Raw genomic sequence first — 20,320 nt, 5'->3', positions numbered from 1 at the left:
CTGCACACAGAAATCGCGGCGAAATCTGCGTGCAGATTTCGGGGCGGAATCTGTGTCAGATTCCGCTGTGCGAAGGGGCACCGCTCAACCATGCGCGCGCATCCTCTTTATGGCGGCAAGCACGCGTTCCGCTGTCGCAGGGGCGTCCAGTGCGGGGTAGGTGGACCCGTCGCCACAGGCGGCAACGGCATCGGACAGGGCCATCAGGGCAGAGATGCCCAGCATGAAGGGTGGTTCGCCCACGGCCTTGGACTTGCCCACCGTATCCTCGCGATTGGGTTTCCCCCAGAGCGCCACGTTGAAGATGCGGGGGCGATCCGAACAGGCGGGGATCTTGTAGGTGCTGGGCGCGTGGGTGGTGAGTTTGCCCTTCGCGTCCCAGACCAGTTCCTCGGTCGTGAGCCAGCCCGCCCCCTGCACATAGGCGCCTTCCACCTGCCCGATATCCAGCGCGGGGTTCAGGCTGGTGCCGGTGTCATGCAGGAGGTCTGCCCGCAGGATGCGGTTCTCGCCCGTCAGGGTGTCGATGACGACTTCTGTCACCGCCGCGCCATAGGCGAAGTAGAGGAAGGGGCGGCCCGTGCCGCGCATCCTGTCCCAGACGATCTTGGGCGTGGCATAGAAGCCGGTGGAGGAGAGCGAGACGCGGGCCTGATAGGCCCAGTTCGCGACGCGGGCAAAGTCGTAGGTCTCGCCCGCCACAGTAACGAGGCCATCCGCGAAGCGCACCTTGGCGGGCGTCGTCTGGTGCTTCTCTGCAAGGAAGGCGGCAAGGCGGGCGCGGATCGTCTCTGCCGCCGCCCTGGCAGCCATGCCGTTCAGGTCCGACCCGGAAGAGGCGGCGGTGGCCGAGGTATTGGGCACCTTGCCCGTATCGGTGGCGGTGATCTTCACCGCCCCCGCATCGACGCCGAAGACGCCCGCCACGACCTGCGCGACCTTCTGGAACAGGCCCTGGCCCATTTCCGTTCCGCCATGGTTCAGCTGGATGGAGCCATCCTGATAGACATGGACAAGGGCGCCTGCCTGATTGAGGTGCGTCAGCGTGAAGGAGATGCCGAATTTCACCGGCGTCAGGGCGATGCCCCGCTTCAGGATGGGCGAGGTGGCGTTCCATGCCGCGATTTCGGCCCGACGCTTGGTATAGTCGCTGGTCCGTTCCAGTTCGGCGACAAGTTCGTGGCCGATGAAATCCTCGACGGCCATGTGATAGGGCGTGGTCTGCACCGGGCCTGCCACCTCTGCCGCGCGGTAGAAATTGGCGCGGCGCACCTGAAGCGGGTCGCGGCCCAGCATCTGGGCGATATGGTCCATCACCCGTTCCACGCCCACCATCCCCTGCGGGCCGCCAAAGCCGCGGAAGGCCGTGGCGCTTTGCGTATGGGTCTTCAGGCGATGGCTTTCGATGCGGATGTCGGGCAGGTGATAGCAGTTGTCGGCATGCAGCATCGCGCGGTCGGCGACGGGCAGCGACAGATCCTGCGCCCAGCCGCAGCGGAAGAGATGGGTGAATTCCAGCCCCGTCACGCGGCCCGCGTCATCAAAGCCCGCGCGGTAGAGGATGCGCAGATCGTGCCGCTTGCCCGTGATCATCATGTCGTCGTCGCGGTCATAGCGCATCTTGCAGGGCCGCCCGGTGCGGGTGGCCACCACGGCGCAGGCGATGGCCAGCGCGTTGCCCTGGCTTTCCTTGCCGCCGAAGCCGCCGCCCATGCGGCGCACCTCGACCCGCACGCTGCTCATGGGCAGGTGAAGGGCATGGGCGACCTTGTGCTGGATTTCGGTCGGGTGCTGGGTGGAGGAGAGGATGGTGACATCCCCGCCTTCCTGCGGCAGGCAGGCGGCGACCTGCCCTTCAAGGTAGAAATGTTCCTGACCGCCCACCTCGAAGCTGCCTTCGACGGTGTGGGGGGCCTTTGCGATGGCGGCGGCGGGGTCGCCCTTCGTCCAGATCACCGGGCCCTGTTCAAAGCGGCTGTTGGCGGCCAGCGCGTCATCCACTGTAAGGAGCGCGGGCAATTCGCGATATGTCATCTTGGCCAGACGCGCGGCGCGGCGGGCGGCGAGGTGGCTGTCGGCCGCGACGAGGAAGAGCGGTTGGCCGAGGTAGTGGACCATGCCGGTGGCGAGGAGCGGCTCGTCATGGACCGACGGGCTGCAATCGGGCATTTCGGCGAAGTCTTCGGGCGAGAGGACGGCGACCACGCCGGGGGCGGCGCGGACGGCGGTCAGGTCCATCGCCGTCACCTCGCCATGGGCGATGGTGGAGAGGCCGAAGGCCAGATGCAGGGCATCGGCGGGCAGCGGGATATCGTCGATATAGCGCGCCTGTCCGGTGACATGGAGCGGGGCGGCATCATGGGGAAGGGGTTTGCCCATGGTCATGGCGCGACCTCCAGCACCGAGACGGGGGTTCCGTTCAGGTCGTGGAAGTAGCGGCGCAGGAGGTTCGCGGCGGCTTCAAGGCGGTAGGCGGCGCTGGCGCGCATGTCGGAGAGCGGTGTGAAATCCTGCGCGAAGGCGGGGAGGGCCTTGGCGATGGTCGCCTCGGTCCATGGCTGGCCGGTCAGGGCCTGTTCGACATGGGTCGCGCGTTTCGGGATGCCTGCCATGCCGCCAAAGGCGATGCGGGCTGCGGTGATGCGGTCTTGGTCGACGGTCAGGTTGAAGCAGCCGCAGAGGGCGGAGATGTCCTGATCGAAGCGCTTGGACAGCTTGTAGCAGCGCAGGGCAGGGGCCTTTTCAGGGAAGCTGATCCCGGCCACGAATTCACCGGGGCGACGGTCCTGCTTGCGGTAGTCGAGGAAGAAGGATTCGAGCGGGAGGGAGCGCATCTCGTCGCCCCGCCGCAGGTGCAGCGTGGCGCCGAGCGCGATGAGCGCGGGCGGGCCGTCGCCGATGGGGGAGCCGTTGGCGATGTTGCCGCCGATGGTGGCGGCGTTGCGGACCTGTTCGCTGGCATAGCGGCGGAGGAGTTCGGCGAAGGAGGGAAGGCCGTCGCGGACGGCCTCGCGCAGGGTGGCGATGGTGACGCCCGCCCCGACATGGAGAAGGCCGCCCTGCCGTTCGATCTGCTGCAGATCGGTGACACCGTTCAGGAAGGCGATCGGAGCGAGATCGCGGAGTTGCTTCGTCACCCAGAGGCCGACATCGGTGGCCCCGGCGATGAGGGTGGCGTCAGGATGGGCGAGATACCAGTCGGCGAGATCATCCGAATTCGTCGGGCGGAAGGCCGGGGGGACGTGCGTCCCCCCGGACCCCCCTGGCGCGTCAAGGGAAACGGGTGGGGGTGTGGTGGCGTCGGATTTGGGTATTTGGGCCAAGATGAAGCTGCGGTCGTTCTGCATCCAGTCCGGGACGGGCGCAGAGGCGGCGGCCTCGGCGGCGCGGATGATGGGGGCGTAGCCGGTGCAGCGGCAGAGATTGCCTGCCAGCACGTCGTCATGGTCCTGCCTTCCGTTCATCTGGGCCACGGCCATCGAGACGACGAAGCCGGGGGTGCAGAAGCCGCATTGCGACCCGTGATGGGTGATCATCGCCTCTTGCACGGGGTGCATCTCGCCCCCGGGGCCGGAGAGACCTTCGACCGTGCGGACGGCCTTGCCGTGGAGTTGCGGCAGGAAGAGGATGCAGGCATTGAGCGCGCGGCTGCCGGTGGCATCGGTCACCATGACCGTGCAGGCGCCGCAGTCGCCTTCGTTGCAGCCTTCCTTTGTGCCGGAGAGGCCGCGCACCTCGCGCAGCCAATCGAGAAGCGTGCGCGTCGGGGTGTCACCCTCGACGCGGACAGGCGTTCCGTTCAGGAGAAACGCGATCCCTGTCATTGTCTAACCCGCCGCCTTCTCCCCGTTCGAGGCGTCTTGCGTGGCCGCCCGATGCGGCGTAAAGCGGGCCACGCGCCCCATGCCCCCCGTTTGCCGGTTCGGGCCTTTGTCCTTTCTAGCAATGAAGCCCGCCCGGCCGCCACATGGCAAGCGGAACCTTTTCGAAAAGCGGGGAAGCAGTTTCATCTTTTGCCGAAAGAAGGGGCGGCCTTTCCCCGGCGCTGGCGCTTCGCTAGGCTGCCGTCATGTCGAACCTTCCCCGATTCATCCATCTGCGTGTCCATACCGAACATTCGCTGCTGGAAGGCGCGATTCCGGTCAAGAAACTGGTCAAGCTCTGTGCCGCGGCAGAGATGCCCGCCGTGGCGGTGACAGATACCAACAACATGTTCTGCGCGCTGGAATTTTCCGTTCTGGCAAAGGATGCCGGGCTGCAGCCGATCGTGGGGTGCCAGGTCGCGGTTGCGCATGATCCGGCCCAGCCGGGGGAGAAGCTGCGGATGCCCGCGCCGGTGGTGCTGCTGGCGCAGTCCGAGGCGGGCTACATGAACCTGATGAAGCTGAATTCCTGTCTGTATCTGGACAAGGCGGGGCAGCTTAATCAGGTGACGCTGGAGGAGCTGGAGCGCCATTCGGCCGGGCTGATCTGTCTGACGGGCGGGGCGGAGGGGCCGGTGGGGCGGTTCCTGCAGCAGGGGCAGGCGCCGAAGGCGCGGGCGCTGATGGAGCGGCTGGCGGCAGCCTTTGGTGACAGGCTGTATGTGGAATTGCAACGCCATCCGGGGGAAGGCGGGCGGCTGACCGAGACCGAGGCCGCGACGGAGCGCGGACTTGTGGAGATGGCCTATGAGATGGGCCTGCCGCTGGTGGCGACGAATGACGTCTATTTCCCGAAATCCGAGATGTACGAGGCGCATGATGCGCTGATCTGCATCGCGGAAGGGGCCTATGTCGATCAGAGCCAGCCGCGCCGCCGCCTGACGCCGCAGCATTATCTGAAGTCCGAGGCGGAGATGTGCGCGCTGTTCGCCGATCTGCCCGAAGCCTTGGAGAATACGGTGGAGATCGCGCGGCGCTGTGCCTTCATGGCGGCCAAGCGCAAGCCGATCCTGCCGAAATTCGCCGATGACGAGGTGCAGGAACTGCGCCGTCAGGCGAATGAAGGGTTGCAGAACCGGCTGGCCGTCATCCCCCATGCGGCGAGCGTGGAGGAATATCAGGCGCGGCTGGATTTCGAACTGGGCATCATCGAGAAGATGGGCTTTCCCGGTTACTTCCTGATCGTGTCGGACTTCATCAAATGGGCCAAGGATCATGGCATTCCGGTGGGGCCGGGGCGGGGGTCGGGGGCGGGCAGCCTTGTGGCCTATGCGCTGACGATCACCGATCTTGATCCCCTGCGCTATGCGCTGCTGTTCGAACGCTTCCTGAACCCGGAACGGGTGTCGATGCCGGACTTCGACATCGACTTCTGCATGGATCGCCGGGAAGAGGTGATCCGCTATGTGCAGGAACATTACGGGCGCGAGAAGGTGGGGCAGATCATCACCTTCGGTGCGCTGCTGTCCAAGGCCGCCGTGCGCGATGTGGGGCGGGTGCTGCAACTGCCCTATGGGCAGGTGGACCGGCTGTCGAAGATGATCCCGCTGGAGGGGGTGAAGCCGGTTTCCATCACCAAGGCGCTGGCCGATGAGCCGCGCCTGCGCGAGGCGGCGAAGGAAGAGGTGGTGGGGCGGTTGCTGGGTTATGCCGAGCAGATCGAGGGGCTTTATCGCAACGCCTCGACCCATGCCGCCGGTGTGGTGATCGGGGACCGGCCGCTGGATGAACTGGTGCCGCTGTATCAGGACCCGCGGTCGGATATGCCCGCCACGCAGTTCAACATGAAATGGGTGGAAGCCGCCGGTCTGGTGAAGTTCGACTTCCTTGGTCTGAAGACCCTGACGGTGATCCAGAACGCGCTGGATCTGCTGAAGCTGCGGGGGGTCACGCTGGATATCAGCCTGATCCCGCTGGACGACAAGCCGACCTATGAGCTTTACGCCGCGGCCAAGACGGTGGCGGTGTTCCAGGTGGAAAGCTCGGGCATGATGGATGCGCTGCGGCGGATGAAGCCCACCTGCATCGAGGATATCGTGGCGCTGGTGGCGCTGTATCGACCGGGGCCGATGGAGAACATCCCGGTCTATTGCGAGGTGAAGAACGGGCTGCGGGACCTGGAGTCGATCCACCCCACCATCGACCATATTCTGGCCGAAACGCAGGGCATCATCGTCTATCAGGAACAGGTGATGCAGATTGCGCAGGTCATGGCCGGATATTCCCTTGGCGGGGCTGACCTGCTGCGCCGCGCGATGGGCAAGAAGATCGCCGAAGAGATGGCGAAGGAGCGGCCCAAGTTCATCGAAGGTGCCAAGGCCACGCACAACATCGACGCCAAGAAGGCGGGTGAGGTCTTTGATCTGCTGGAGAAATTCGCCAATTACGGCTTCAACAAATCGCACGCGGCGGCCTATGCGGTGGTCAGCTATCAGACGGCTTACCTCAAGGCCAATTACCCGGTGGAATTCATGGCCGCGGTGATGAACTGCGATATCCACCTGACGGACAAGCTGGCCGTCTACAAGCGCGAGGTGGACAAGCTGGGGATCACGACCGTGCCGCCTTGCGTGAACCGGTCGCTGGCAACATTCACGGTGGTGGATGGGCAGATCGTCTATGCCCTTGGCGCGTTGAAGAATGTGGGCGTGGATGCGATGCGCCTGATCGTGGAGGCGCGGGGGGACAGGCCCTTTGCCACGCTGTTCGATGTCGCGCGGCGGGTGGATCTGAAACGCGTGGGCAAGCGGCCGTTGGAGATGCTGGCGCGGGCCGGGGCCTTTGACGTGCTGGACCCCAACCGCGCGCGTGTCTTCGAGGCGCTGGATGGGCTGGTGGCCTATTCGGCGGCGATCCATGAGGCGAAGGCGTCGTCGCAGGTGTCGCTGTTCGGCGAGGCGGGGGCGGATATTCCGGAACCCCGCATTGCGCGGCGCGATGACTGGCTGCCGGTGGAGCGGCTGGCGCAGGAACATCAGGCGATCGGCTTCTACCTTTCGGGGCATCCGCTGGACGATTACATGGGTGCGCTGAAACGGCGGGATGTGAAGACCCTGGCCGAAGTGACGCGGCAGGCCGAGCGGGGCACCTGCGTGGTGAAGATGGCGGGATCCGTTTCCGCCCGGCAGGAGCGGAAGTCGGCCAAGGGGAACCGATTTGCCTTTGTGTCGCTGTCCGATCCGACGGGGCTGTATGAGGTGACGGTGTTTTCCGACGTGCTGGAGGCATCGCGCGATCATCTGGAGCCGGGCCGGAACGTGGTGCTGACGGTGCGCGCCGATCCGGATGGCGATTCGGTCAAACTGCTGGCGAATTCGGTGCAACCCATTGATTCCGTTGCCGCCGAGGCGGGGGCTTCGGACCTGCGGATCCATCTGAACCGGGCTGAGGCGGCGGGGTCGGTGGCCGCGCTGCTGGCGCAGGTCGAGGGGCGGACGAAGGCGCAGATCACCATCTGCGTGCCCGACGAGACCGGCTGCGAGATCGACGTGCTGCTGCCGCAGCCCTATCCGGTGACGCCCCAGATCAAGGGGGCGATCAAGGCCATGCAGGGCGTGGTCATGGTCGAGGAGATCTGATCCCCCCGGCGCGGGATCAGCCGCATTTCGAATAGCCGCAGGAGGCGCAGGTCATGCAGCCTTCGACCATGCGCATGTCATAGCTGCCGCAGGACGAGCAGGACTTGCCGCGCGGGGTGCCCAGGGCCACCACTTCGGCCTTGGGATCGGATTTCAGGCCCAGCCCCTCGCCCGCGATGAAGCCGATCTCGATCAGGTGGCGTTCGATCACGCCGCCGATGGCGGCCAGGATCGAGGGGATATAGCGCCCTTCCAGCCAGGCCCCGCCACGCGGATCGAAGACGGCCTTAAGCTCTTCCACCACAAAGGAAATATCGCCGCCGCGACGGAAGACGGCGCTGATCATGCGGGTCAGCGCGACCGTCCAGGCGAAATGTTCCATGTTCTTGGAGTTGATGAACACCTCGAACGGGCGGCGGTGGCCGGCGATGACGATGTCGTTGATGGTGATGTAAAGCGCGTGTTCGCTGCCCGGCCATTTCAGCTTGTAGGTCTGGCCTTCCAGGGCTGCGGGGCGGTCGAGCGGTTCGGAAAGATAGACAACCTCGGCCCCGTCCGCCGTCTGGTGCATGGCGGCGGGTGCCTCGGCCGGGGTCTTTTCCGAGGTTTCGGCGACGGTCAGGACCGAGCCTGTCACATCGTTCGGGCGATAGGTGGTGCAGCCCTTGCAGCCCTGATCCCAGGCGGCCATGTAGACCCCTTTGAAATCGTCGAAGCTGATGTCTTCGGGGCAGTTGATCGTCTTGGAGATGGACGAGTCCACCCATTTCTGCGCGGCGGCCTGCATGCGGACATGGTCCAGCGGCGGCAGGGTCTGGGCGTTGACGAAGTAATCCGGCAGGGGGGCGTCGCCCATCTTTTCGCGCCAGAGGCGGACGGCGTAATCGACGACCTCTTCTTCCGTGCGCGAGCCGTCCTTTTGCAGGACTTTCCGCGTATAGGCATAGGCGAAAACGGGTTCGATGCCGGAAGAAACATTGCCGGCATAAAGGCTTATGGTGCCGGTGGGGGCGATGGAGGTGAGAAGGGCATTGCGGATGCCCTTGGCCCGGATCGCCGATTTCACGTCATCGGGCATATGGGCAAGCGCGCCGGAGGCGAGGAATTTCTCGGCATCGAACAGGGGAAATGCGCCCTTTTCGGCGGCGAGGTCGGCCGAGGCGAGATAGGCCGCGCGGGCGATGGCCTGCATCCAGCGATCGGTGATTTCCGCCGCCTTTTCAGATCCATAGCGCAAGCCGACCATCAGCAGCGCATCGGCAAGACCCGTGACGCCAAGGCCGATGCGGCGTTTCGCCTGTGCTTCCTGTGCCTGTTGCGGCAGGGGAAAGCGGCTGGCATCGACCACGTTGTCCATCATCCGGACGGCAGTTCTGACAAGGGAATCAAGCGCTTGCAGGTCAAGCGCGGCGTCCTTGGTAAACGCGCCGTTAACCAGTTTCGCGAGGTTGATGGAGCCCAGGAGACAGGCCCCGTAGGGGGGCAGGGGTTGTTCGCCGCAGGGGTTGGTGGCGGCGATGGTTTCGCAATAGGCGAGGTTGTTCATCGCATTGATGCGGTCGATGAAGATGACGCCGGGTTCGGCGAAATCGAAGGTGTTCCGCATGATGCGGTTCCACAGATCGCGCGCCTGCACCGTCTTGTAGACCTTGCCGTCGAAGACCAGTTCCCACGGACCATCCGCCTTGACCGCCGCCATGAAGGGATCAGTCACTAGCACGGAGAGGTTGAACATCCGTAAACGGGCGGGATCCTTTTTCGCCTCGATGAAGCTTTCGATATCGGGGTGGTCGCAGCGCATGGTGGCCATCATGGCCCCCCGGCGGCTGCCTGCCGACATGATGGTGCGGCACATCGCATCCCAGACATCCATGAAGGAGAGGGGGCCGGAGGCATCGGCGGCGACGCCCTTCACCTCGGCCCCTCTTGGGCGGATCGTGCTGAAATCATAGCCGATTCCGCCGCCCTGCTGCATGGTGAGGGCGGCCTCTTTCAGCGCGTCGAAGATGCCGCCCATATTGTCGGGGATGGTTCCCATGACGAAGCAGTTGAAGAGCGTGACCGAACGCCCGGTGCCCGCGCCCGCCGTGATGCGGCCTGCGGGGAGGAATTTGAAATCCTCCAATGCGGCGTAGAATTCGCCTTCCCAATGGGCGGGATCGGCCTCGACTTCGGCCAGAGCGCGGGCGATGCGGCGCCAAGAATCCTCGACCGTGCCGTCGATCGGGGTGCCGTCCGCCTCTTTAAGGCGATACTTCATGTCCCAGATCTGCTCGGCGATGGGGGCGGCGAATCGGGACATGCGATTTTCCCTTGGTTTTGCGTTTGTTTGGCTGAGCCATACAAGATAGGCCCATCCTGTGACCGGGTCAAACGGTTGCAGCGGCGTCAAACTGCCCTAATCTTTCCTTCCGGTGGTTCGGGGGAATCGTGTCTTACATCAATATCCTTAAGCTCTGTGTCGGCGCGGACAGCGTCGAGGATCTGACCGACTGGCAGGAGAGCCAGCGGCATCGCTGGCCCAAGGGCCGGGCAGTGCATGTGACGCGGATGTGGCCCAAGCGCGAGGCCGAGGTGCTGGCGGGAGGGTCGCTCTATTGGGTGATCAAGGGGGTGATCCTTGCGCGCCAACGCATTGTGGGGCTTGAGAAAGTGGAAGGCGCGGACGGCATCCTGCGCTGCGCGCTGGTGCTGGATGCCGAGGTGATCCGCACCGAGGCGGCGGCGCGGCGGCCGTTTCAGGGCTGGCGCTATCTGGACCCGGGAGAGAGCCCGCGCGACCTGCCCAAGGGGCGCGCGCGGGAGGAGGCGCTGCCGCCGGAACTGGCGCAGGCGCTGGCCGAGATCGGGCTGCGTTAAGGTTAACGCTGCGGCGTCAACCCTGCCGGATTCCGCCGTTAACCATGGGTTTTTTCATGGCCGCTGCCGGTGCAGCAGGCCAGTGCAGCAGGCGGTATGCACGCAGCGAACGGCGGTTCTCGGGCCTGTTAACCATCCGCTGCGCGCGTTAACCACGAATTTTCCGATGCGACCGATCAGAAAATCCGGGCCTTGATCGGGGGTCAGTAGTTGTTGACGTTGCCGGGGATCAGGGTGCCGGTGCCATCATCCTTGCCATCCTTCACCCAGGTGACGGTGTCGCCCTCCAGCCGGACGGACCAGCAGTTTGCGCCTTCGCCGTAGTCGAAGCACATCTGATCGCCCTCTACCGCCCAGGTGCCGGTATAGCCGTCACCCTTGATGGTGCCGTCGGCGGCGTAGAATTCGGTATAGGCGCCGGATTCGATCATGGAGCCCTGGACCGTCTTGTCGGCGATGGCGGCCTTTAACGTGTCGCCGGTGGCGAGATCCTGCGCGAAGGCGGGCAGGGCGAGGAAGAGGGCGGCGGCGGCAAGGCGAAGATGCATCTGGGATGTCCCTTTTGTTGAACCAAAGGGGAGGTAGCACCAGATGGAAGCCGTCAAGGCGGGGCTAGAGATCGCCGGGCAGCGGGATGGCCAGCCGTGCCGCAAGGGCGGCGAGCGTGGCGCGGCTGGCCTGCGGCCAATCGGCGTTGCGCGACAGGAACAGCACCGCCTGCGACTGGTGGATCAGCCCGTCGGACAGCACCTTGAGGTGGTTGGCGCGCAGGGTTTCGCCGGTGGAGGTGATGTCGGCGATGGCCTCAGCCGTCAGGTTGCGGATGGTGCCTTCGGTGGCGCCCTGGCTATCGACCAGCTGGTAATCGGCGACGCCGTTCGCGGTGAGGAAATCGCGGACGAGGCGGTGGTATTTCGTGGCGATGCGCAGGCGGTGGCCATGCGCGGCGCGGAAGGCGGCGGCGGCGGCGTCGAGATCATCCAGCGTGTCGACGTCGATCCAGGCGGCGGGGACGGCGATGATGAGGTCGGCATGGCCGAAGCCCAGGGGGGCGAGTTCGGCCACCTGGGCGGGCCAGTCGGCCAGCTTGTCGCGGACGAGGTCCGATCCGGTGACGCCAAGGTGGATGCGGCCTGCGGAAAGCTCGCGCGGGATTTCTCCGGCGGAGAGGAGGACGAGTTCCACCCCCCCGATCCCTTCGACCGCGCCGGAATATTCGCGGTCATTGCCGGTCTGGCGCATGGTGATGCCGCGCTGGCCGAACCAGTCGAAGGTCTTCTCCATCAGCCGGCCTTTGGAGGGGACGCCGATCTTCAGCATCAGACGGACCCTTTCAGGCGGGCGACGAGGCCGGGGCGGATGACGCCCCCCACGGCGGGGATGGAGCGGCCCTGGCCCAAGACGGCGGTCAGCGCGTCGTAGCGGCCACCGGAGGCGACGGGGGGAAGGGCGGGGTCGGCGGCGTGGAAGGAGAAGACGAAGCCGTCGTAATATTCGAGAGAAGTGCGGCCGTGGCTGGCCTCGAAGGGCAGGGTTTCGGTGTCGATGCCGAGGGTGGCCAGCGCGTCGAGGCGGGTGGCGAAGCGGTCTACGGCGGGGGCGATGGCGGGGAGCATCGGGGTGATGCCGCGCAGGTGGTTCAGGGCGGCGCGGGCGGGGGCCTGCAGCGAGAGGAGGTCGTAGAGGAGCGCGGCCTCGGTCGCGGCGATGGGTTGGGTGGCGGCGTCTTCGATCAGGGCGCGGGCGCGGGCGGCGATGTCTTCGGCAGAGCGGAGGCCGACGAGGGTGCCTGCGGCGCGGGTGAGGGCTTCGGGCGTGTCCTTTTGCAGCCGGTCCAGCAGGGCGGCGCGGGCGGCGGGCATGGGGGCGCGGCCCGAGAAGCGGTCGAGCAGGGCGCGGAAGCGGTTGGGGCGCCAGATGTGGCGCAGGAGCGCGGATTTGCGGCGCTCAGAGGTGGAGAGGCCACGGACGGCGGCCATGAGGATGCCGATATCGCCTGTGGCGGCGCGAAGGTTCAGCGGCGCGAGCAGGCGGGCGAAGAGGGCGAAGACCTGTGCGTCGGCCTGTTCCGGCGCGCTGCGGTCGAAGAGTTCGAAGCCCACTTGCAGGTATTCGTTCGCGCGGGGGCCTGCGACATCCTGCTTCCGGAACACCTCGCCCATGTAGCAATAGCGGGCGGGTTCCGCGCCGTGGGCCATATGGGCCTGCACCACGGGAACGGTGAAATCGGGGCGCAGCATCATTTCGCCGCGCAGGGGATCGGCGGTGACATAGGCGCGGGCGCGGATGTCTTCGCCGTAAAGGTCGAGCAGGGTTTCGGCGGGTTGGAGGATGTCAGCCTCGACCGGCACCGCCCCCTCGGTGCGGAAGGCGGCGAAGAGGGTTTCGGCCTCGGCCCGGATGGCGGCCTTGGATGTCATTTCGCCAGCATCTTGCGGACGGCGGCGACGAGGTCGGCGCGGGGGACTTCGACCTGTGCGGGGCGGTCCTTCCATTCCTCGAGCGTGGCGTTCTGGGCGATCTGCGCGCCGAGGATGAGGTCCTTGAGGATGACCACGCCCTTTTCGGCCTCGTTCCCCCCTTGGATCACGGCGACGGGGGATTGGCGCTTGTCGGCGTATTTGAGCTGGTTGCCGAAGTTCTTGGGGTTGCCCAAGTAGACTTCGGCGCGGAGGCCCGCGTTGCGCAGGTCGGCGACCATGCCCATGTAATCGGCCATGCGGTCGCGGTCCATCACGGTCACGACGACGGGGCCTGCCGTGTCTGTCCCGATGCGGCCCTTGGCGCGCAGGGCCGCGAGAAGGCGGTCGACGCCGATGGAGACGCCGGTGGCGGGGACGGATTGACCGGTGAAGCGCTTGACGAGGTCGTCATAGCGGCCCCCGCCGGAGACGGAGCCGAATTGGCGCTTGCGGCCCTTTTCGTCGAGGATTTCGAAGGTCAGTTCGGCCTCGTAGACGGGGCCGGTGTAGTAGCCCAAGCCACGGACGACGCCGGGGTCGATCAGGATGCGGTCGGAGCCGTAGCCTTGGCGGTCGAGCAGTTCGGCGATGGTTTCGAGTTCGGCCACGCCTTCGCCGCCAGTGACGGAGGTGCCGACGAGTTCACGGAGGCGGGCGACGGTGGCGGCACCGCTGTCGCGGCGGGCGGCCATGAAGGCCATGACGACCTCGGCCTGTTCGGCGGCAAGCCCCGCGCCCTTTGTGAAATCGCCGGACTCGTCCTTGCGGCCTTCGCCCAGCAGGGCGCGGACGCCGGTTTCGCCAAGGCGGTCGATCTTGTCGATGGCGCGCAGGACGATGCCGCGTTCGGTGGCGAAGCGGTTGGGGTTGGCGGGGTCAAGGACACCTGCAACCTCCATCACCCCGTTCAGGACTTTGCGGTTGTTGACGCGCACGATGTAATCGCCGCGCGGGATGCCTACGGTTTCGAGGGCGTCCGACAGCATGGCGCAGATTTCGGCATCCGCGGCGACCGAGGGCGCGCCGACGGTGTCGGCGTCGCATTGGTAGAACTGGCGGAAGCGGCCGGGGCCGGGCTTTTCGTTGCGCCAGACGGGGCCCATCGCATAGCGGCGATAGGGGGAGGGCAGGTCGTTCCGGAACTGCGCCGCCACGCGGGCGAGGGGGGCGGTCAGGTCGTAGCGGAGGGCGAGCCAGTCGGCATCCTCATCCTGCCAGGCGAAGACGCCTTCGTTGGGGCGGTCCACGTCGGGGAGGAATTTTCCCAGCGCCTCGACCGTTTCCACGGCGCTGGTTTCCAGCGGATCAAAGCCGTAGCGGTGATAGACCTCGGCCACCTTGTCGAGCATCGCCTTCCGCTCGGTGACTTCGGCACCGAAATAGTCGCGGAACCCCTTGGGGGTTTCGGCGCGGGGGCGGCGGGTCTTTGCCTCGGGGGATTTGTCCTGTGCCATGGTCGGACCTTCGCTTTTTGTCGGGGTCCGTGTATCGGAAGGGGGCAGGCCCGGCAAGAAGGGGCGGCACAAGGCGGAGGTCGGCATGGCGGAACAGGCGCTGGAGGAGAAGGTGGCGCATCTGATGCGCGCGGTGGATGATCTTTCCGATGTGGTGGCCGGGCAGGCCAAGGAGATCGAGCGGCTGTCCCGGCTGGTGCAATTGCTGGTCGAGCGCGAGGCCGAGCGCGAGGCGATGGCCATGGACGGGCCTGCCGCCAATGTGCGGCCGCCGCATTGGTGACGGCTTGCATCCCGCGGTTGCGCACGGCAGGACGGGCGCATGGGATTTCCTGATGGATTGAGGCGGCTGGACTGGGCCGCGCTGGGGATGACGCTGGCCCTTGGCGGGCTTGGCGGGGGCGTGGCGCTGCTGTTGCATCTGCCGCTGGCGCTGCTGCTGGGATCGCTGGTGGTGACGGGGGTGATCGCGGCGGCGGGATGGCGGCCCTTCGGGCGGGCGGTGCTGTTGCCGATGAAGCTGCGGTCGGCCTTTGTGCCGGTGATCGGGGTGGCGATCGGGGGGGCCTTCAGCCCTGAGGTTCTGGGGCAGGCGGGGGCCTGGGGACCGTCGCTGCTGGCGCTGCTGGTCTTCCTGCCTGTCCTGCATGGTGTGGGCTATGTGATCTATACGCGGGGCGGGTTGCCGAAGCTGGAGAGCTTTTTCGGGGCGGTGCCGGGCGGGCTGATTGAATCGGTGCAGATGGGGGAAGAGGCGGGCGGCGATGTGCGCCTGATGACGGTGCTGCAATTCCTGCGGCTGATCCTGACCATCGTTTCGGTTCCGCTGATCTTCATGGTGCTGACGGGGGGCGCGGTGGGATCGGCCAGCGGGGCGGCGCTGCCTGCGGCGGCGGTGCCGCTGACGGTGCAGGAGGTGGCGGTGCTGCTGGCGGCGGGCGCGCTGGGCGTGGCGGTCGGGCGGGCCTTGCGCTTTCCGGCGGCGATCATGACGGGGCCGGTGCTGTTTTCCGCCGTGGCCCATGCGGCGGGGCTGGTGCATGGGGTGCCGCCCGCCTGGCTGGTGGGGGTGACGCAGGTGGTGGTGGGCTGCGGGCTGGGCGTGCGCTTTGCCGGGGCGGAGCGGGCGATGCTGTGGCGGGCGGGGCGGCTGGCGGTGGTGAATGCGGTGGTGGCGCTGGCGCTGGCCTATGGCTTTGCGGTGATGCTGGCGCCATGGGTCGGGGAGCCGCCGGCGGCGGTATTCCTGGCCTTTGCGCCGGGAGGGCTGGCGGAGATGAGCCTGATCGCGCTGAGCCTGCAGATGTCGGTTGTCTATGTGACGGTGCATCATGTGGCGCGCATCGTGCTGAGCGTGCTGATCGCGAAAGGGGCGCGGCGTTGGACAGGCTGAAGCGCATGCGGCAGGCGGATTGGGCGCGGCTGTTCGGGATCGGCTGCGTGGTGGTGGGGTTGGCCCTGTCATGGCGCGGCTATGCGGGGGCGGATTGGGATGCGCTGATCCTGCTCATGGGGGCGCTGATCCTGCTGCGGGGGGCCGTCGAGGGGCCATCGCCAAGCCGCGTGGCGGGGGTGATGCGGGCGGGGCGGATCATCCTGTTCATGTTCGCCTTCGGGGCGGTGAACCGCGCGCAGGGCGGGGCAGAGGGGGCGGTTGCCGGGGCGCTGGGGAACTGGCTGCTTTGGGCGGTGGCGGCGTTGCTGCTGGCGCTGCCGCTGCTGCGGCGGGGGGGGGCGCGGGGCAGGCTGTCCGACGCGCTGCGCGAGGGGGGGATGATTATCGGAGCGGGAGTCCTGCTTTGGGGGATCCATGTCTGGTTGCAGCCGGAGGAGGCGGGGCTGAGGGTGCTGGTTTCCCTGGCGGTGCTGGCGAATGCCGTGCCGATCCTGCGTGCAGGGCGGCCGATCGAGGCCGGGCTGGCGCTGATGGTGGCGGTGATCTGTCTGGTTGTGCAGCCGGGAGGGGCGGTCTGGCCGGTCGCGCTGCTGGCGCTGCCCCTGGGGCTGCTGGCCGCGGTGCTGGCGGGCCGGATAGCCGCGAAGCTGCAGGGAAGATGATCGCCGCCGGCGCACTGTGGACGCAACGTATCACAGGATCCGTTTCGCCCGAACCAAGTCACCAACTACAAGTGCCGGCGACGATCACGGTTACCAATATTGCGACAGTTGGCGGTTGGAAGATTGGAGATGACGAATTCAAATCCCGCGTGACGAAGATGACGAATTCGTCATTTCGGGCATGGCCGTGAAGGTAACGATGCGCGCTTTTCAAACACTTAGCGGAATGCGGTTGCCGTCTTGAAGGGCGGCAGCCCTGTCGGCACTTTCCGTTCGCGACAAGTGGATTTGTCGGGAACTGCATGACGATGTGTTGCCCGATGGCACTAGAAACGGACGGATGCGCGGGCTATGGTATGGGCAGCCTGGGGGGGCTGATGATTGGAAGCGCATATGACCAGACCCTCCTTGGCACGTCTTGCCATTGATCATTTCCTTGCTGCGGCGGCCCTTGTGGTGGCCGTTGCCCTTGCCATGCCCGCCGTGGCGCAGGAGCGCGTGACGCTGGGCTGGGGGCGCTTGCTGACGAATGACGCGATTGGCGACGGAAAGGACCGTTGGCGCACGGGTTCCTATGTCCTGAACCGGGTGCGCGGGCCGTCGTGGAGTGGCGAATTGCCGACGCGTCCGGGCGAGATCCTGGAATTCAGGCTGCGCGTCGAAACGCTGGCCCCGGCCGATCTGGTGACACCCGGCCCGCTGGACCGGCGGTATGTCGGCGCTCTCACCTTGGGAATGCACACGCATTTCCAGATGGCGGGAATCGAATCGAGCGTCGGTCTGGATGCGGTGATCGTGGGCCCGCAGACCGGCATCAGCCGGTTGCATGGCGATCTGCATGATGCGCTGGGCCTGCCTGCGCCGACGGTCTTTGGCGGGCAGATCGCGGATGACATCTTTCCGACGCTGACGGCGGAATTCGGGCGGACGCTGGATTTCGGGTCGAGCGTGAGCTTCCGACCCTTTGTCGAGGCGCAGGCCGGGGCGGAAACCCTGCTGCGCGTGGGCGGCGATTTCACCTTCGGCCATGTGGCGACGGAGGCGCTGATGCTGCGCGACAATTCGACCGGGCAGCGCTATCGCGCGGTGGCAGGCGACCGGGTGCAGGGGATCAGCGTCCTGCTGGGCGGCGATATCGCCGAGGTCTATGACAGCGAGTATTTCCTGGCGACGGATGCGATCACCCCCAGCGACACGCGCAAGCGGCTGCGCGCCGGGATGCACTGGCAGGGCGCGCAGAGCGAGGTGTTCTATGGCGTGACCTGGCTGGGCAAGGAATTCGACGAACAGCCGGATGATCAGCTGCTTGGGTCGATCAACCTGCGATTGCAGTTCTGACCCATGCGATTTTGCAGGTGTTGCTTTCCGGACATAGTCAAAAGTCTGTATGGCTGATACGTTAACCCTATAAAAAGAATACAAGAGCAGGCAGACAGGCAAATGATAACGGGCTCTCGTGGCACGTTCGTCATCTCTTGGACGCAAACGGAAGTGGATGGAGTGAAGGGGGCGTCGCTTGACCTCCTCTCGGTTGGTGCCACCTGGCGCTGGACCGGCGAGGTGGTGCGGGTGGATGGTTCCGCAGACCTGCTGCTTCTGGAAGGCGCCGAGGGCAAGGCGGAGATGCGGAAACGCGCGGCGCGCATGGTGCGCCGCCTGATCGGAACGGCGATCGGCAGGGCCGAGTTCCCCGCGGAGGAGGCAGCCGAGGAGGGCGGGGATGACCTGCCCGACCAGGGGTTCATCGTGACGGACGGGGTGCAGAGCTTTGCGTTGACCCTGATCCCGGTGCCCGACAGCGGCGCGCGGCTGGTGATGATGCTGGGCGATGTGCCGCCGGTGAACCGCGATCTGTGGGTGGTGCGCACCTCGATCGACCGGGCGCGCGTGGCGGCAGGCGGGCGCGAGGGGGGCGGCGTGATCTGCTTCACGCCCGGCACGCGGATTGCCACGCCCGAAGGGCCGAAGCTGATCCAGACGCTGCGGCCGGGCGACCGGATCCTGACCAAGGATGACGGCCCGCAAGAGGTGCTGTGGACGGGCAACCGCCGGATGTCGGGCGCGCGGCTTTACGCGATGCCGCATCTGCGGCCGATCCGGTTCCGGGCGGGCGCATTTGGCAATGACAGGCCGGAGCCCGACCTGCTGGTATCGCCCGCGCATCGGATGCTGGTGAAGGGCGCGGCGGCGCAGGCCCTGTTCGGGACGAGCGAGGTGCTGGTCCGGGCCGAGGATCTGCTGAATGACGGTTCCATCATGGTCGATCACGCGATGCGCGAGGTGACCTATGTGCATATCCTGCTGGAGCGGCACAATATCGTCTTCGCCAACGGGGTAGAGACGGAAAGCTTTCACCCGTCGAACACGGCGCTGGAGATGATCGACCCGGCGCAGCGCGATGTGCTGATGGCGGTGATGCCTGAAGTGGCGGTGAATCCCGAGAGCTATGGCGATTATGCGCGGCGCAATCTTTCCGCCAGCGAGGCGGCGCTGCTGCGCCATGATGCGGCGGCGTGAGAGGCGGTTGACTCTGCCCTGACCGGCTGTATAAGCCCGCCCAGTCCCGGCGTCCTGCGCCGGGGCTTTTCATTGGTGTTGGTGGACCCCGCAAGGGGATGCCTGTCGCCGGGGAGACCCGGAAAGGACAACGCACTTCAGGACACACGAAGGAGATCAGCGGTGACCAAACGCACCTCTGCCAAGTACAAGATCGACCGCCGCATGGGCGAAAACATCTGGGGCCGTCCGAAATCCCCGGTGAACAAGCGGGAATACGGCCCCGGCCAGCACGGCCAGCGCCGCAAGAACAAGCTTTCCGACTTCGGCACGCAGCTGCGCGCCAAGCAGAAGCTGAAGGGCTATTACGGCGACCTGACCGAAAAGCAGTTCCGCAAGATCTATGGTGAAGCCGAGCGCGTGAAGGGCGATACCGGCGAGATGCTGATCGGCCTGCTGGAGCGCCGCCTGGATGCGGTGGTCTACCGCGCCAAGTTCGTTCCCACGATCTTCGCCGCGCGCCAGTTCGTGAACCACGGCCATGTGACCGTGAATGGCCAGCGTGTGAACATCGCGTCCTACCGCGTGAAGGAAGGCGACGTGATCGAGGTGCGCCAGAAGTCCAAGCAGATGGCACTGGTGCTGGAAGCCGTCGCGCTGACCGAGCGGGACGTTCCGGATTACCTGGAGGTCGACCATTCCAAGATGACCGCGAAATTCGTCCGCACGCCGGGCCTGGGCGATGTGCCCTATCCGGTGCAGATGGAACCGAACCTCGTCGTCGAATACTACGCGAAGAACTGATTTCCGCGCGACCGCGTGGAGGGAGGCCCGCCCGTTGTGGCGGGCCTCTTGCTTTTCGGGGCGGGCATGACAGTTTCGCTGCAGATGGAGGCGGTGATGGGTGAACGGCGGACGGCGGAATCGGTGCTGGAGCGGGGGCTGTTCGCCAGCCGCTGGCTGATGGCGCCGATGTATCTGGGGCTGGTGGTGGCGCTGCTGATGCTGCTGGTGATCTTCTTTCGCGAGCTGGCCTATTATGTGCCGCAGATGCTGACGCTCAGCCCGGAGAAGACGATCCTTGTGGTGCTGACGCTGATCGACCTGACGCTGGCGGCGAATTTGCTGCTGATCGTGATGTTCTCGGGCTATGAGAGTTTCGTGTCGAAATTCGATTTCGATCCGGGCACGGATCGGCCCGGCTGGATGGGGAAGGTGGATTTCGGCGGGCTGAAGATGAAGCTGATCGCCTCGATCGTGGCGATATCGGCGATCCATCTTCTGAAGCGGTTCATGGAGATCGGCGATCCGGATCTGCCCGCGCCCAGCGAGGGGCATCTGTTCTGGCTGACGGTGATCCACATGACCTTTGTGCTGTCGGGCGTGCTGATGGCGCTGATGGACTGGCTGCAGGCGCGGTCTGCGAAGTGAAGCGTGGCGATAAACCGTCTGGCCTTGCCGCCCGCCCGAAGCTAGAACCCCGCAGGAAC

The 20,320-nt window shown here is 66.0% G+C and carries 17 protein-coding genes; 10 read left to right on the top strand and 7 right to left on the bottom strand.

Annotated elements, in window-relative coordinates; all coding sequences use genetic code 11:
* Window positions 1-84: 84 nt before the first annotated feature.
* Together xdhB and xdhA are read right to left on the bottom strand one after the other, a co-directional pair.
* On the bottom strand, window positions 85-2,385 hold the full coding sequence (xdhB, locus tag G5V65_RS07160; protein ID WP_165048402.1) for a xanthine dehydrogenase molybdopterin binding subunit: 2,301 nt from the start codon (window positions 2,383-2,385) through the stop codon (window positions 85-87).
* Window positions 2,382-3,824 carry a xanthine dehydrogenase small subunit gene (gene xdhA / locus G5V65_RS07155; protein ID WP_165048400.1) on the bottom strand — a complete coding sequence of 481 codons (1,443 nt, stop codon included), beginning with the start codon at window positions 3,822-3,824 and terminating at the stop codon, window positions 2,382-2,384. The genes xdhB and xdhA overlap by 4 nt, the downstream gene beginning before the upstream one ends.
* Window positions 3,825-4,069: 245 nt before the next feature.
* Here xdhA and dnaE point away from each other — a divergent pair, with 245 nt between their 5' ends.
* Window positions 4,070-7,501, top strand: a complete 3,432-nt coding sequence (gene dnaE, locus G5V65_RS07150) for a DNA polymerase III subunit alpha (protein WP_165048398.1) — start codon at window positions 4,070-4,072, stop codon at window positions 7,499-7,501.
* A gap of 16 nt (window positions 7,502-7,517) precedes the next feature.
* Here dnaE and G5V65_RS07145 read toward each other — a convergent pair whose 3' ends face one another.
* Entirely contained in the window at window positions 7,518-9,803 is a 2,286-nt protein-coding gene (locus G5V65_RS07145) for an adenosylcobalamin-dependent ribonucleoside-diphosphate reductase (protein WP_165048396.1), read from the bottom strand.
* A 125-nt stretch (window positions 9,804-9,928) separates the two neighbouring features.
* Between G5V65_RS07145 and G5V65_RS07140 the strand changes: the two genes are divergently transcribed.
* Window positions 9,929-10,360: a DUF1489 family protein gene (locus G5V65_RS07140; protein WP_165048628.1), complete on the top strand. Its 432-nt coding sequence runs from the start codon at window positions 9,929-9,931 to the stop codon at window positions 10,358-10,360.
* Window positions 10,361-10,563: 203 nt separating this feature from the next.
* Here G5V65_RS07140 and G5V65_RS07135 read toward each other — a convergent pair whose 3' ends face one another.
* The 4 genes from G5V65_RS07135 to hisS form a co-directional block, all read right to left on the bottom strand.
* Window positions 10,564-10,908 (bottom strand): hypothetical protein, encoded by a 345-nt coding sequence (locus tag G5V65_RS07135; protein ID WP_165048394.1) that lies wholly within the window; start codon window positions 10,906-10,908, stop codon window positions 10,564-10,566.
* A gap of 64 nt (window positions 10,909-10,972) precedes the next feature.
* Window positions 10,973-11,683 carry an ATP phosphoribosyltransferase gene (hisG, locus tag G5V65_RS07130; protein WP_165048626.1) on the bottom strand — a complete coding sequence of 237 codons (711 nt, stop codon included), beginning with the start codon at window positions 11,681-11,683 and terminating at the stop codon, window positions 10,973-10,975.
* Complete coding sequence (locus tag G5V65_RS07125) at window positions 11,680-12,780, bottom strand: ATP phosphoribosyltransferase regulatory subunit (RefSeq protein WP_165048393.1); 1,101 nt, start codon at window positions 12,778-12,780, stop codon at window positions 11,680-11,682. Before G5V65_RS07125 ends, hisG begins: the two co-directional genes overlap by 4 nt.
* Window positions 12,777-14,276: a histidine--tRNA ligase gene (hisS, locus tag G5V65_RS07120; RefSeq protein WP_165048391.1), complete on the bottom strand. Its 1,500-nt coding sequence runs from the start codon at window positions 14,274-14,276 to the stop codon at window positions 12,777-12,779. The genes G5V65_RS07125 and hisS overlap by 4 nt, the downstream gene beginning before the upstream one ends.
* A gap of 85 nt (window positions 14,277-14,361) precedes the next feature.
* Between hisS and G5V65_RS07115 the strand changes: the two genes are divergently transcribed.
* The 8 genes from G5V65_RS07115 to G5V65_RS07080 all read left to right on the top strand — a co-directional run bounded on the left by G5V65_RS07115 (window position 14,362) and on the right by G5V65_RS07080 (window position 20,261).
* A complete protein-coding gene (locus tag G5V65_RS07115; protein ID WP_165048389.1) occupies window positions 14,362-14,559 on the top strand; it encodes a SlyX family protein in 198 nt (65 codons plus the stop codon).
* Between the two features lie 39 nt (window positions 14,560-14,598).
* Window positions 14,599-15,669: an AbrB family transcriptional regulator gene (locus tag G5V65_RS07110; RefSeq protein ID WP_165048387.1), complete on the top strand. Its 1,071-nt coding sequence runs from the start codon at window positions 14,599-14,601 to the stop codon at window positions 15,667-15,669.
* Window positions 15,657-16,334 (top strand): hypothetical protein, encoded by a 678-nt coding sequence (locus G5V65_RS07105; protein WP_165048384.1) that lies wholly within the window; start codon window positions 15,657-15,659, stop codon window positions 16,332-16,334. Before G5V65_RS07110 ends, G5V65_RS07105 begins: the two co-directional genes overlap by 13 nt.
* A complete protein-coding gene (locus G5V65_RS07100; RefSeq protein ID WP_165048382.1) occupies window positions 16,331-16,525 on the top strand; it encodes a hypothetical protein in 195 nt (64 codons plus the stop codon). Before G5V65_RS07105 ends, G5V65_RS07100 begins: the two co-directional genes overlap by 4 nt.
* A 202-nt stretch (window positions 16,526-16,727) precedes the next feature.
* Window positions 16,728-17,672 (top strand): lipid A-modifier LpxR family protein, encoded by a 945-nt coding sequence (locus G5V65_RS07095; RefSeq protein WP_165048380.1) that lies wholly within the window; start codon window positions 16,728-16,730, stop codon window positions 17,670-17,672.
* Between the two features lie 162 nt (window positions 17,673-17,834).
* A complete protein-coding gene (locus tag G5V65_RS07090; RefSeq protein WP_343162828.1) occupies window positions 17,835-18,851 on the top strand; it encodes a Hint domain-containing protein in 1,017 nt (338 codons plus the stop codon).
* A gap of 162 nt (window positions 18,852-19,013) precedes the next feature.
* The gene (gene rpsD / locus G5V65_RS07085) at window positions 19,014-19,634 is read left to right on the top strand and encodes a 30S ribosomal protein S4 (protein ID WP_165048376.1); all 621 of its coding nucleotides are present in this window, start codon (window positions 19,014-19,016) and stop codon (window positions 19,632-19,634) included.
* Window positions 19,635-19,700: 66 nt separating this feature from the next.
* The gene (locus G5V65_RS07080; RefSeq protein ID WP_241250479.1) at window positions 19,701-20,261 is read left to right on the top strand and encodes a TIGR00645 family protein; all 561 of its coding nucleotides are present in this window, start codon (window positions 19,701-19,703) and stop codon (window positions 20,259-20,261) included.
* Window positions 20,262-20,320 lie beyond the last annotated feature (59 nt).

The sequence above is a fragment of the Paragemmobacter kunshanensis genome, from assembly GCF_011059185.1.
Taxonomy (GTDB): domain Bacteria; phylum Pseudomonadota; class Alphaproteobacteria; order Rhodobacterales; family Rhodobacteraceae; genus Paragemmobacter; species Paragemmobacter kunshanensis.
The sequence above is the reverse complement of the archived record's forward strand: the minus strand, read 5'-3'. Positions and strand labels throughout refer to the sequence as shown.

Bases quoted from the DNA above. Each gene is read 5' to 3' on its own strand.
- xdhA (WP_165048400.1), bottom strand. From the start codon at position 3,824: ATGACAGGGATCGCGTTTCTCCTGAACGGAACGCCTGTCCGCGTCGAG.
- G5V65_RS07125 (WP_165048393.1), bottom strand. From the start codon at position 12,780: ATGACATCCAAGGCCGCCATCCGGGCCGAGGCCGAAACCCTCTTCGCC.
- G5V65_RS07095 (WP_165048380.1), top strand. From the start codon at position 16,728: ATGACCAGACCCTCCTTGGCACGTCTTGCCATTGATCATTTCCTTGCT.
- dnaE (WP_165048398.1), top strand. From the start codon at position 4,070: ATGTCGAACCTTCCCCGATTCATCCATCTGCGTGTCCATACCGAACAT.
- G5V65_RS07115 (WP_165048389.1), top strand. From the start codon at position 14,362: ATGGCGGAACAGGCGCTGGAGGAGAAGGTGGCGCATCTGATGCGCGCG.
- G5V65_RS07110 (WP_165048387.1), top strand. From the start codon at position 14,599: ATGGGATTTCCTGATGGATTGAGGCGGCTGGACTGGGCCGCGCTGGGG.
- hisS (WP_165048391.1), bottom strand. From the start codon at position 14,276: ATGGCACAGGACAAATCCCCCGAGGCAAAGACCCGCCGCCCCCGCGCC.
- G5V65_RS07080 (WP_241250479.1), top strand. From the start codon at position 19,701: ATGACAGTTTCGCTGCAGATGGAGGCGGTGATGGGTGAACGGCGGACG.
- G5V65_RS07135 (WP_165048394.1), bottom strand. From the start codon at position 10,908: ATGCATCTTCGCCTTGCCGCCGCCGCCCTCTTCCTCGCCCTGCCCGCC.
- xdhB (WP_165048402.1), bottom strand. From the start codon at position 2,385: ATGACCATGGGCAAACCCCTTCCCCATGATGCCGCCCCGCTCCATGTC.
- G5V65_RS07100 (WP_165048382.1), top strand. From the start codon at position 16,331: ATGATCGCCGCCGGCGCACTGTGGACGCAACGTATCACAGGATCCGTT.
- G5V65_RS07145 (WP_165048396.1), bottom strand. From the start codon at position 9,803: ATGTCCCGATTCGCCGCCCCCATCGCCGAGCAGATCTGGGACATGAAG.